At 34.7% G+C, this 13090-nt stretch carries 8 protein-coding genes and 1 pseudogene; 7 read left to right on the forward strand and 2 right to left on the reverse strand.

The window, feature by feature from the left end; genetic code table 11:
- Positions 1-51: 51 nt before the first annotated feature.
- The 5 genes from JO178_RS12415 to JO178_RS12435 all read left to right on the forward strand — a co-directional run bounded on the left by JO178_RS12415 (position 52) and on the right by JO178_RS12435 (position 8031).
- Positions 52-2499 (forward strand): bifunctional UDP-N-acetylmuramoyl-tripeptide:D-alanyl-D-alanine ligase/alanine racemase, encoded by a 2448-nt coding sequence (locus JO178_RS12415; protein WP_291936012.1) that lies wholly within the window; start codon positions 52-54, stop codon positions 2497-2499.
- 2 nt (positions 2500-2501) lie between these two features.
- Positions 2502-4658 carry a patatin-like phospholipase family protein gene (locus JO178_RS12420; protein WP_291936015.1) on the forward strand — a complete coding sequence of 719 codons (2157 nt, stop codon included), beginning with the start codon at positions 2502-2504 and terminating at the stop codon, positions 4656-4658.
- Positions 4659-4662: 4 nt separating this feature from the next.
- Positions 4663-5082 carry an rRNA maturation RNase YbeY gene (gene ybeY, locus JO178_RS12425; RefSeq protein WP_291936018.1) on the forward strand — a complete coding sequence of 140 codons (420 nt, stop codon included), beginning with the start codon at positions 4663-4665 and terminating at the stop codon, positions 5080-5082.
- Positions 5083-5236: 154 nt separating this feature from the next.
- Complete coding sequence (mnmG, locus tag JO178_RS12430; protein ID WP_291936021.1) at positions 5237-7099, forward strand: tRNA uridine-5-carboxymethylaminomethyl(34) synthesis enzyme MnmG; 1863 nt, start codon at positions 5237-5239, stop codon at positions 7097-7099.
- Between the two features lie 110 nt (positions 7100-7209).
- Complete coding sequence (locus tag JO178_RS12435) at positions 7210-8031, forward strand: class I SAM-dependent methyltransferase (RefSeq protein WP_291936024.1); 822 nt, start codon at positions 7210-7212, stop codon at positions 8029-8031.
- Between the two features lie 991 nt (positions 8032-9022).
- Here the strand turns inward: JO178_RS12435 and JO178_RS12440 are convergent.
- Entirely contained in the window at positions 9023-9607 is a 585-nt protein-coding gene (locus JO178_RS12440; RefSeq protein WP_291936027.1) for a hypothetical protein, read from the reverse strand.
- 297 nt (positions 9608-9904) lie between these two features.
- Complete coding sequence (locus tag JO178_RS12445) at positions 9905-11095, reverse strand: phosphoglycerate kinase (RefSeq protein WP_291936030.1); 1191 nt, start codon at positions 11093-11095, stop codon at positions 9905-9907.
- A gap of 554 nt (positions 11096-11649) precedes the next feature.
- On the opposite strand from JO178_RS12445, the gene rpiB reads away from it, so the two are divergent.
- A complete protein-coding gene (gene rpiB / locus JO178_RS12450; RefSeq protein WP_291936033.1) occupies positions 11650-12084 on the forward strand; it encodes a ribose 5-phosphate isomerase B in 435 nt (144 codons plus the stop codon).
- A 391-nt stretch (positions 12085-12475) separates the two neighbouring features.
- Positions 12476-12694: pseudogene (locus JO178_RS12455) on the forward strand (thrombospondin type 3 repeat-containing protein); the annotation flags it as partial.
- Positions 12695-13090: the final 396 nt, after the last annotated feature.

Here is a 13090-nt window from a genome sequence, read left to right on the forward strand (position 1 = left end):
GCGATTTTATCTTTTTGCAGTTTTCGTCAAAAAAAAGCAGAAAGGGTACCAATGAACTACACAGTACAACAAATTGCAGAAATCACCAATGCACAGGTTATTGGAGACGGGAACTTAATGATTAAAAACATAGCATTTGACAGCAGGATTATTTACTCTACAAAAAATACTGCCTTTATTGCTATTAATACGCATAAAAATTCCGGAGAAAAATATATTGAATCTGCAATTGACAGAGGTATCAGCATCATTATTTCCGAACGCCAGTATCCGCAATCTGAAAATATAACATGGATCATCGTTGAAAACTCCGTAGATTTTCTTCAACAATTGGCAAAGTACCATTTCGAACATTCACATTTACAATCTATCGGAATTACGGGAAGCAACGGAAAAACGATTTTAAAAGAATGGCTGTATCAATGTGTCTGGAATGAATTTCCAACAGTGAAAAGTCCTAAGAGTTTTAATTCTCAGATCGGCCTTCCCCTGTCACTGCTCCAAATCAACCCGTCTTACCAGCTCGGAATTTTTGAAGTAGGAATTTCTAAACCCGATGAAATGGAAAAACTGGAAAATATTTTCCATCCTCAGATCGGATTACTGACTCATATCGGAACAGCTCATGCAGCCAACTTTTCTTCTGAAGAAGAACTGATCGACGAGAAAATCAAACTTTTTAAAGATTCTGAGGTGATCATCTATAATGGTGATCATTCACTGGTGGACCAGAAAATAAAATATCTGTACTCTGATAAGAAATTAATTTCTTACGGATTCAAAAAAGAAAACCAGGTCTTCATTAAAAATAATATTTCTAAAGCTGAAAACATTATTGTAGACTATTTTGGTGAAGAAATCAGTTTTCCTGCCCATCAGAGAGACGAAGCCACGTTAACCAATGCTATGGCGCTTATCACGGTTCTTAAGGGACTGAACATCGAAAATAAAAAGATCGTCGAAAAAATCAACACTTTAAAGGCCGTTGAAATGAGGCTTGAAGCGATCGAAGGAATTAAAGGTAATATTGTGATCAATGATTCCTTTAATCTGGATCTCGACTCTTTGAAGACAGCCCTTCAGTTTTTGAACGAATACAATAAACCGAAAAAATCTCTGGTCCTGACAGACATCGTAGGAGTAAATGCCAATTCACAGGAACTTTATGAAGAAGTCTCAGAATTGGTGAATGAACAATATTTCGATTCCGTATTTTTAATCGGGGATGAAATTTCAAAATTCAGTTCATTATTTAATTCCAAAACCTTTACTTTCACTAATACTAAAGAACTTATTGAAAGCAAACACCTTTCTGAAATAGAAAATCAGATTATCCTGCTGAAAGGAGCCAGAAAATTTGAAATTGAAAAGCTTAAAGATATTCTTGAGCTCAGAAAGCATGACACGGTTTTAGAAATTAACCTGAATGCTATTCTTCATAATATTAATTATCATAAATCGCTGCTGAAACCCGGTACAAAAATGATGGCTATGGTAAAAGCCAATGCTTACGGATTGGGCAGCTATGAGATCTCAGAATTTTTGCAGCACCATCATATAGACTATCTCGGGGTAGCGTTTGCAGATGAAGGGGCAGAACTTCGTAAGAAGGGAATTACAACTCCTATTGTCGTTATGAATCCGGAACAGCACAGTTATCAGACTATTATAGAATATAATCTGGAACCTGAAATTTATAGTTTCAGAGTGCTGGAACTTTTCTATGAAGCAGTTCAGAAGTCCGGTTATGATCAGAAATATCCTATCCATCTTAAACTGGAAACGGGAATGCACCGTCTTGGTTTTAAAGATTTTGAGCTGGACCAGTTAAGTGAAACTTTAAGCAAAAAAAATCTTAAAGTTCAAAGTATATTCAGTCATTTGTCTTCTTCCGATGTTCCTGAAGAAAAAGAATTCACATTAAATCAGCTGTCTGTTTTTGAAAAAAATTCAACCTATTTAACAGAAAAACTGCGTTATACCCCAATCCGTCATATTCTAAATTCCTCAGGAATTACAAGCTATACAGATCATCAGTATGACATGGTAAGAATAGGAATCGGAATGCTAGGAGAATCACCAAATAGTGAAATACAAAAGCAATTACGTTCCGTAGTAAGTTTTAAAACTGTAATTTCGCAGATATCTTCTGTAGAAAACGGAGAATCTGTAGGTTACAGCAGAAAATATAAAACGGATCATTTAACGAATATTGCAACCATTCCCGTAGGCTATGCAGACGGTATTCCAAGATTAATCGGCAACCAGGTAGGAAGTGTAGGGGTCCATAAAAATCTGGCACCTATTGTAGGCAATATATGTATGGATATGATGATGATCAATGTAGACCATATCCCGAATGTAAGAGAAGGTGATACGGTAACTATTTTTAATGCATACCCGAGTTTAAAAGAATTCGCAGACTACTGCAAAACGATAACCTATGAAGTTTTAACCTCCATTTCACCCCGGGTGAAACGGATTTATATTAAAGATTAACTATGAGAAAACTCCTGACTATTCTCTTCGTATTCCAATTGCTTTTGATCCACTCACAGGTAAAAAAGAATTTAGTGATTCCGAAAAATCCCAAAATAGGCTTGTCTCTTGCCGGTGGTGGTGCCAAAGGTTTTTCACATGTAGGGGTACTTAAAGTATTAGATTCATTAGGAGTAAAAGTAGATTATATTGCCGGAACCAGTATGGGGGCCATAGTCGGCGGGCTCTATGCTTCCGGATATTCAGGAAAAGAAATAGAAAAAATTGTCATGGACACAGATTTCTATTCTCTGATTATGGATCCCAAATCCAGGCAGGAATCTACATTTTTTAATAAATCTGTTGACAAATATCTTTTGTCTATTCCTTTAAAAAACGGAAAAATTTCTCTTCCTTCTTCAATAAGTACAGGACAAAGAAATGTCTATCTTCTCAAAGAACTCTTTAAAAATGTTTCTAATATTGAAGATTTTTCAAAACTTCCCATTCCTTTCTTATGTGTAGCCACCAATCTTGAAAGCGGGAATATGCAGATCTTCGAAAAAGGAGATCTTGTACAGTCTATCATGGCAAGCTCAGCATTTCCGTCTTTAATGGATCCCGTAAAAATAGGCGATAGTATTTATATAGACGGCGCAATGACCGTTAATTATCCCTCAAAGCCGTTAAAGGATAGAGGAATTGATATTGTAATCGGAGTGGACCTGAACCAGGATCTTTCCAAAAGAGAGGATTTAAACAATATTATCTCTATTCTCAATCAGGTAATCGATTTCGGAATTAAAAGAGATACCAGAAAACAATATAAATATACCGATATCAATATTAAGCCTGATTTAAAAGGAATGACAGCCACAAGCTATGATGATAAGAAAAAAATTCTCGACAGCGGCTATGTGGAAGGAATGAAATATGCCCATATACTGGATCAATTGCCGAAGCGTTCATTCGACCGGCTCAGACAGCGCGTCAATCCTATTTATTCCAATGTTTATAAGATAGACAGCATTGCTATAGAAGGCGGAAAAATATACGGAAAAAACTACGTTTTAGGGAAAATGGGGCTACGTCTCCCCTCTCTTCAGACCTATGGCAATATTAATAAAATGATTGATAAACTTGTTGCCACCAATAACTACAGATTCATCAACTATGATATCGTTCAGCAGAATGATGCCAATTATTTAAAGCTATATGTAACTGAAGATGATGCCCGTCATTTTCTAAAATTCGGGCTGCATTATGATGAAGTTTTCAAAACAGGGCTTCTTCTTAATTATTCAGCCAAAAGGCTTTTATTTAAAAATTCAAACCTTTCTGTAGATGTTATTGTAGGTGACCGATTGAGATATTATCTGAATTATTTTATTGATAACGGATATATTCCGGGCTTTGGGATCTACTCTTCCGGAATGAGCTTCGATCTTAAGAATGTAGATAATAATGTTATAGACAAATGGGAATGGACCAGAAATGAAGCCTATATTCAATCTGTATGGAAAGATAAATTTGCTATTGGGGGTGGTATAAGCCACGATTATTTCAAAGCAGAACTTAATGGTGATAACAAACGTTACAGTCGTTTTTTAAACCCGTACATCTTCTTAAAAACCGATACTCAGGACGATAAGGAATTTCCTACAAAAGGAGTTTATTTTGCTGCTGAAGGAAAGGTAATCGATCTTTTAAAATCCGAAGTTGATAAAAGAATCGTTCAGATCAAAGGAGATCTGAGAATCAATATTCCATTAGGAAAGCAGTTTACTTACCGTCTGAATCTGTTCGGTGGAGTAACGATCGGAGAAAACCTCCCGCAATATTATCAATTTAGGTTAGGCGGAGTTTTTGAGCAGAATATCATCAACTTCAAAAGTTTTGGAGGATTTTATTTTGCACAGCTGTATACTAATAATGTGATCATCGCATCAAATGATATACAGTTCAGGTTTAATAAAAACTACTTTGTCAGCGGAAACTTTAGCTTTGCCAATCTTTCCAATGACATTAAATTTGAAGACGCAGTTAAAGTAAATTATAGCTCATTAGGAATTACCGCAGGGTACAAATCTCCGTTCGGGCAGATTAAAGTAAACTTTAGCCACTCATTAAAAAACAATCAAAAAGGCATATTCAGTGTTATTTTAGGACACTGGTTTTAAAACAATGATACAATTCTTTTACGAAAACTTACCGGAGTCAGTAAGTACAGATTACAAAAAATGGCTGGAAGATATTATTCTTTCAGAAGAAAAAAAACAGGGAGAAATCAATTATATTTTCTGTGATGATGAATATCTTCTTAAGATCAATCAGGACTATTTACAGCATGATTATTATACAGATATTATCACTTTTGATTATGTAAAAGGGAAAACAATAAGCGGGGAGATTTTCGTATCTTTGCAGCGCATTTCTGATAACGCCTCTACCCTTTCCCGAGATTATGAAGAAGAATTAAGAAGGGTCCTTGCCCACGGAATTCTGCACCTTGCAGGCTACAAAGACAAGACAGAAGCAGAAGAAAAAGAGATGCGGAGAATGGAAGATTTGTACTTATCCAGGTATCATGATTTAATGATTTAATGATTTAAAATTAAAGAATCACTTAAACTACAATATCTAAAGTACTCTATTCTAGTGTTAATATAAATTTACCTAGAGTGCATTCTCCAAAAATGTTTCACGTGAAACATTGATGACAAGAATAAAGTTTAAAGCTTAAATAAGCGAGATAAAAATGATTTCAGAAATATATGACGTAATTGTAGTAGGCGCCGGACACGCAGGTTGCGAAGCTGCAGCCGCTGCTGCTAACTTAGGTTCCAAGACCCTACTCGTTACAATGAATATGCAGACCATCGGACAGATGAGCTGCAACCCCGCAATGGGTGGAATCGCAAAAGGACAGATCGTAAGAGAAATCGATGCGATGGGAGGATATTCAGGAATTGTGGCAGACAAATCTGCAATACAATTTAAAATGTTGAATCTTTCCAAAGGTCCTGCCATGTGGTCTCCAAGAACCCAAAATGACAGAATGCTTTTTGCCGAAGAATGGCGACTTGCATTAGAAAACACCCCCAATCTTGATTTCTTTCAGGATATGGTAAAACAACTGATCGTAGAGAACAATAAAGTAACAGGAGTTATTACTTCTCTGGGAATTGAAATTAAAGCAAAATCTGTAGTTTTAACCAACGGTACTTTTCTTAACGGATTAATTCACGTTGGTGACAAACAATTAGGCGGTGGAAGAATGGGAGAACCGAGAGCATTCGGAATTACCGAACAATTGGTTTCTTTAGGGTTCGAAGCAGGAAGAATGAAGACCGGTACTCCACCGAGAGTAGACGGAAGAAGTCTGGACTATTCTAAAATGGAAGAACAAAAAGGAGATACCCACCCTCAAAAATTCAGTTATCTGGATACTCCGAAACTAACAAAACAATTAAGCTGTCATATCGTATATACTAATGAAACGGTACACGATATCTTGCGCGAAGGTTTTGACAGGAGTCCTATGTTCAATGGAACCATTCAAAGTTTAGGCCCGAGATACTGCCCGAGTATTGAAGATAAAATCAACCGTTTTGCTGAAAGAACAAGACATCAGTTATTCGTAGAACCTGAAGGGTGGAAAACCGTAGAAATATATGTCAACGGATTTAGTTCATCACTTCCGGAAGATGTGCAGATTAAAGCGATGAAACATATTCCAGGTTTTGAAAATGTAAAAGTATTCCGTCCGGGATATGCCATTGAATATGATTACTTCCCTCCTACCCAACTGAAGCATACCTTAGAAACTAAACTGATAGACAATTTATATTTCGCAGGGCAAATCAACGGGACTACAGGATATGAAGAAGCAGCGGGACAAGGTCTGATTGCAGGAATCAACGCACACAATAAAGTTCATGAAAAAGAAGAATTCATCCTTAACAGAGATGAAGCTTATATTGGAGTTCTAATTGATGACCTGATTACAAAAGGAACCGAAGAACCTTACAGGATGTTTACTTCTCGCGCCGAATACAGACTTCTTTTAAGACAGGATAATGCCGATATCCGATTAACGGAAAAAGCTTATCATCTTGGACTTGCAAAAGAAGAAAGATTAAGAAGAGTAGAAGTAAAACTATCTGAAAGTCAGTCACTTGAAGAATTTTTACGAGAAACTTCTTTAAAACCAGGTATCATCAACCCTATTCTAGAATCTATTGAAAGCAGTCCGGTAGATCAGGCTTACAGAGCAGCCCAAATTCTTACAAGGCCCAATATGACACTGGAAAAACTTGATGAAATTGAAGCTATTAAAGAATTCTCTTCTCAGTACAATGAAGAGGTAAGAGAACAGGCGGAGATCAATATTAAGTATAAGGGCTATATTGAAAAAGAAAAAGAGAATGTAGCTAAGCTTAATCGCCTTGAAAACATTAAAATCCCTGAAGATTTCGATTATTCAAAGCTTTCAAGCCTTTCTGCAGAAGCAAAACAGAAGATGTCTAATGTACGTCCGAAAACAATTGCACAGGCAGGAAGAATAAGTGGTGTTTCTCCGGCAGATATCAACGTTTTACTAGTCTATTTAGGACGTTAAAAAAAATGTTTCACGTGAAACATTAAAAAATAAAATAAAAATTAAGGTATTCAAAGTTGATTAAACTTATGAATATCTTAATTTTTAAAATACTATATACAACGAATTCAATGAAAATAAAAGATCATTTTCTTTCACAGGAAATATTTGAAATCAAGGAAACCGAAACAAAAGGAGTATTCAAAACCTCCCCTATCCCATCTAATATTTCCAAATACTACGAAAGTGAAGACTATATTTCCCATCACCAGGATTCCGGAAGCCTTAAAGAAAAATTATATAAATTTCTTCAATCATTCAATCTGCAATACAAAAAAAATATTTTAGTAGACAGAATAAAAAAAGGATCAAGAGTTTTGGATTACGGATGCGGCGCAGGCGAATTCGTAAAGTATATAGAAAATGATTTTGAAACCTTCGGTTTTGAACCGGACGCAGATGCAAGAAAAGCAGCTCAGAAAAAAATAACAACTGCAGATATTCTGAATGATATCAATACCATTGATGATTACAGTCTGGATGCCATAACGCTGTGGCATGTATTTGAGCATATAGAAAATCAGGATGAGATGCTTAACATCTTCAGCAGGAAATTAAAGGAAAAAGGACTTTTGATTATAGCCGTACCCAATCCTACTTCTTATGATGCTAAACATTACAAAGAATATTGGGCAGCTTATGACGTCCCAAGACATATCTATCATTTTTCAAAAAACGGAATGGAAAATCTAATTTCTAAAAAACCAAATTGGAAAATGAGAAAGATTAAACCTTTGGTTCTTGATTCATATTATATTTCGATGTTGAGCGAAAAATACAAAAAATCACCACTATTTTGGCTAAAGGCAAGCATTTACGGTACGATTTCGAACATAAAAGCCCTATTTTCGAACGAATTTTCAAGCTTGATATATATTATCGAAAAAAAGTAGAAAATCGATTTTTAAGCCGTTTCTGACGTCCAAAATTCAGCATATTTGTTAAAAAAAACAAAAACTCAGGAAAACTATCCTGAGTTTTTTTATGAAAAGGCTTCATCAGAATTTAAAAAAAGAATAATTTGTTCAAAATTGAATAAAAATATAACCTCATAAAAATCAATTGTAGTCTTACTCTTATTTTCAGAATACAATTTAAATTTTCAGATTTAAACCCTGCTTTTTTCATTTAAAAAAAAATTTGAAATACCATAAGAAAAAAATCAAACCTCAGTTTTTCGAGAGCACTCCCCTACCCTGTCTTTTGATGAATAAAAAAATTCAGATACCTGAAATTAGTTCTTCGAAATTTTCTTCTATCAGCAACCGGACATATCAAAAAGACAATACGAATAAAAAAAATCAAAAAAAACGGGCTGAAAACCTAAATCGCACATAAATACACTTATTTTCACGTCAATTAATAAAAAAGGTATTAATACTCTAAAACATCTAGAAAATAGATTTTACAGGTATTTCTGAATGTCATTTTTTCATGCATTTAATAAAAATCAGTCCGAATAAAAAATTCCAGCTGAATAAAGAATTTTAAATTAAAAACAAAGAAAATTTGATCTGATCCAAAAATAATAAGCTTGAAATAATTTCACACGAAAACCCGATTCCGGAATTTTAAAAATATTTCAGCTTTTTAAGCAAATAAAAAATTGACAAAAAAAAATCTATAAGAAAACATGAACTTAAAATTTCAAAAATAAAAATAAAAAAAAGACTTTAAATGTTAAAATTCAATAACTTACATAGCCATGAACACCATTAACAAAACAAAAAAAGAACCAACTTAAAAACACCTCTAAAATTGCAAAAAATAAAAAGAAAATATCTATAATTAAATAAGATTAATTACTAATTACCAATACGTTATAGCATCATATATCAATCATGATAAATATAAAAAAGACCGAAAAAATTCCGGTCCTTTTCTTTATAGATCAATAATAAGATTACTTACAAGGTCAGAATTTCCTGAAAATAAACCTGGAGTAATATCATCAACTTTAAATTTAACCGCTGCCGTACCACCTGCTCCAAAGAGCATTAAAGAAAAGTTCCGGAAAAGGATAAGTAGGCTGAATCGTATACATCGCTCCCCTCTTTTATGGCTGTCAGAAAGCACCGGATTAATCAAAACAGAAGTACCTCCACTGATACTAGGAACAGGAGTACTCACAAGTGATAAAACATTTTTTGCTTTATTGGATGGATCTGCCAGAAACCCAGCAGCTGGTGTAAACTCAACTTTTGGCTGATTGTAAACATAAGTATTATCTTTTATTGTTGCAGACCGGATGATATCAGCATTAATTTCAATTAGATTTTCTAGAGCGTCAGAGGCCAAAACATCATGCTGTAAAACTTTAGGATCATTAGCAGCTAGTGAATTACCATCAGCCCATATTGTCACTTTCTGAAAAACAACATTCTCCTTGGTAAAGCTGTCGATAAGCCGTACAAATTCATCGTTGGGAGTGGTATTTCCAAAGACGAAAAATTCATTTGTATACCTCATAATACTATAATTTAGATTACCAATATATTCTCCGCTGTCGACAAAACATGATGTTCAAAAATTTAAAAATATCAGAAACAAAAGAAGAATAATCTGTATCTGAAAATTAAATATTTCTAATAAAAACTTGGTAAATCTATAAGTCTCAGTAGATGAAATACTTATTTTAACTATAACCTGAAGTTATATCATATAATTCAAAAAGTACGATTGATCCTGAGTTTTTACAGAGGATTTAAGACATAAAAAAGCCTGCTAAAATAATTAGCAGGCTCAGAAAATATGAATTTTTTTTTCTTAATTATTGATTGCAGCTACTCCCGGAAGCTCAAGCCCTTCAAGACTTTCAAGCATTGCTCCTCCACCGGTAGATACATAACTTACCTTATCAGCGTAACCGAACTGCTTAACAAAAGCAACACTGTCTCCACCTCCTACTAATGAGAAAGCACCCAGTCTTGTTGCTTCAGCAATACTATCACCCAAAGCAACTGTTCCGCCGGCAAAATGAGACATTTCAAAAACACCGATCGGACCGTTCCAAAGAATTGTTCTTGAATTTAACAAGACATCGTTAAACTGATCTCTTGATTTATGCCCGGCATCCAGTCCCATCCATCCTTCAGGAATTGCATAGATATCAGCTTCTTTTCTTTCCGTTTCATTGCTGAAGCTTTCTGCAATAATAACATCAGAAGGAAGGTATACTTTTACTTTATGTTCTTTTGCTTTTCCAAGGATTTCCAAAGCAAGCGGAAGTTTATCTTCTTCTACCAGTGAAGTTCCGATCTTACCTCCTAAAGCTTTAATAAATGTGAATGCCATTCCACCACCAATAATCAGATTATCGATTGCCGGAAGAATATTTTCTATGATAGTAATCTTAGTTGAAACTTTCGATCCACCAAGGATTGCAGTAATAGGTCTTTCACCACTCTTCAGTACTTTATCAATGGCCTGAAGCTCCTTAGCCATCAGTAAACCGAAATATTTAGTTGAAGGAAAGAATTTAGCGATAACTGCTGTAGATGCATGAGCTCTGTGCGCTGTTCCGAATGCATCATTTACATAAGCATCCCCAAGTCTGGATAACTGCTCAGCAAAACCTTCATCTCCTTTTTCCTCTTCATTATGAAAACGTACATTTTCCAACAATAAGATCTCACCGGGCTGTAATTCGGAAGCAGCCTTTTCAGCTTTCTCCCCGATACACTCATCAACAAACTTCACTTCTTTTCCAAGTACAGCGGAAACTTCATTCAGAATATGTTTCAGCGAAAACTCATCTTTAACTTCTCCCTTTGGTCTTCCCAGATGGGTCATTAAAATCACCGAACCGCCATCGTTAAGAATTTTTTCAACTGTAGGTTTTACAGCCACAATTCTTGTATTGTCCGTCACGTTGAGTTGATCATCCTGCGGAACATTGAAGTCCACCCTTACAAGAGCCTTCTTATCTCTAAAATTGAAATCATTGATTGTTTTCATAAATATCGTTGAATTTTCGTTTCACAAATGTAAGGTTTTAAACTTTTTCAACAGATTCATTCAAATAAAAGTTTTCAAAAACTTTCCTCATCCCCAATCACCCATTAATCAACAATTTTTTCTCTTCTAAAAAAAAGAATAATGTAGTTGTTGTTGAGTATTGTTAGTTTCGGGGATAAGTTTTCAGGTAAAAGTTCACCACAAATAGCTTTTATCAAACTCATATTTAATCCACATTCTAACCTCTTGTAAACCTGCTGATTCACATGCTTATCCACAATTGTGGATAATTTTAAAAACAATCGATTATTAGTTATTTCATTATGGAAAAACTTTGGATTTGTTGAAGAAAACATTTGGAAAGTTGTGGTTAAAATTTTCGGACAGGTTTTCTATTACGAAATAAATTCATCTTTAAAAATAGAAAGTTGAGAAAAGTTTTCCACACTTACTAACATACCTTTTCACAATTAATTCCCGGTTTACTAACACTAATTGTTATTATTCTTAACTTTGTAAGGAAATAGAATCTAATAAAGCTTAATAAGAGTATTATGAAAAGAAAAATTGCTATCGCAGCGGACCATGCAGGCTATGAATATAAGGAGATTGTTAAAAACTACCTCTCGGAACATTTTGAAGTTCAGGATTTTGGCACGTTTTCCACAAACAGTGTGGATTATCCGGACTTTGTACACCCGGCTGCGACCTCTGTGGAAAACGGAGAAAATGAGCTGGGAATTTTGATCTGCGGAAGCGGAAACGGTGTTCAGATCACTGCGAACAAGCATCAGAAAATAAGATGCGCACTTTGCTGGATGCCGGAGATTGCAACCCTGGCAAGACTACATAATGATGCTAATATGATTTCAATGCCTGCAAGATTTATATCAAAAGAATTGGCGTTGGAAATTGTAGATAAATTTCTTTCAACAGATTTTGAAGGTGGAAGACACCAGAACAGAGTTGACAAAATTGCAGTTTGCTAAATAGAATAAGGCTTGTAAATCGGTTTACAAGCCTTATTAATTTTTATTCGTACATTTGCAGTGTTCAATAGAAATTACACCCTATACTTCTCCTGAGCCTTTATAATATTTTAAAGATATTTTTATAGAAGGTTTTCTCTTTTCTTCTCCAAATAGTATTAAATTTATAAACAACTAAAGCTTCCGTTATAAAGTGGATTTAGAATAATAAAGTTAAATTAAACATTAAGGTTTGATGAAAATAAAATTATCTGCGGTATTATTTTTTATGTTAGGTTGTTTCCATGGTCAGGAGATTAAAGATCGTAATACCTTTAATAAATGCAGGAAAGAATTCAGTAGAAAGATCTGTCTTTCCGATAAGGATACGGACGGGGTTCTGTTTTATCTTGACCAGTGTCCTGAGGTATCCGGGCCGGAAGATAATAATGGATGTCCATGGGCAGATACAGATAATGATGGAGTGATTGATAAATATGATGCATGCCCTACTGTAGAAGGACCCGAAGAAAATAATGGCTGCCCGTGGCCGGATACAGATGGTGATGGGGTTCTGGACAAGGATGATGCATGTCCTACTATACCCGGAGATCCGAAAAATAAAGGCTGTAAAGCAATTCCCAGCTCAAAAAGCTACACGGCAGAAGAGCTGCAAAAAATAGAAAATGATTTTTTAGCTAATAATAAAAATATTAATTATCATGCATTAGCAGATTATATTTTCAAAAAAATAGATACAAAGAATCTGAATAAGAAAGTGCTTTATCTTTCTATTTATAGAATATATCAAGCGGGATGCGGGCTGGACAGGACTGATTATTCTGATGTGAACTTGGTACAGCGATTGATATTTCAATCATTCTGGGATGAGAGAAACTTTAAAAAGTTTGCCAATCTTTTTCCTAATAAAATAATTCTTCCCATAGGAAGACCTCGTATTTATGATTACGAGAGTAACAAGAGTATAGGAAACCTTAAAGGGGTACCTAAATTAGTAACAAAATAT

This window comes from Chryseobacterium sp., from assembly GCF_019236175.1.
GTDB lineage: Bacteria > Bacteroidota > Bacteroidia > Flavobacteriales > Weeksellaceae > Chryseobacterium.

Excerpts from the sequence above, each read along its gene's own strand:
- JO178_RS12415 (WP_291936012.1), top strand. The coding sequence starts at position 52 with ATGAACTACACAGTACAACAAATTGCAGAAATCACCAATGCACAGGTT.
- JO178_RS12420 (WP_291936015.1), top strand. The coding sequence starts at position 2,502 with ATGAGAAAACTCCTGACTATTCTCTTCGTATTCCAATTGCTTTTGATC.
- ybeY (WP_291936018.1), top strand. The coding sequence starts at position 4,663 with ATGATACAATTCTTTTACGAAAACTTACCGGAGTCAGTAAGTACAGAT.
- mnmG (WP_291936021.1), top strand. The coding sequence starts at position 5,237 with ATGATTTCAGAAATATATGACGTAATTGTAGTAGGCGCCGGACACGCA.
- JO178_RS12435 (WP_291936024.1), top strand. The coding sequence starts at position 7,210 with ATGAAAATAAAAGATCATTTTCTTTCACAGGAAATATTTGAAATCAAG.
- JO178_RS12440 (WP_291936027.1), bottom strand. The coding sequence starts at position 9,607 with ATGAGGTATACAAATGAATTTTTCGTCTTTGGAAATACCACTCCCAAC.
- JO178_RS12445 (WP_291936030.1), bottom strand. The coding sequence starts at position 11,095 with ATGAAAACAATCAATGATTTCAATTTTAGAGATAAGAAGGCTCTTGTA.
- rpiB (WP_291936033.1), top strand. The coding sequence starts at position 11,650 with ATGAAAAGAAAAATTGCTATCGCAGCGGACCATGCAGGCTATGAATAT.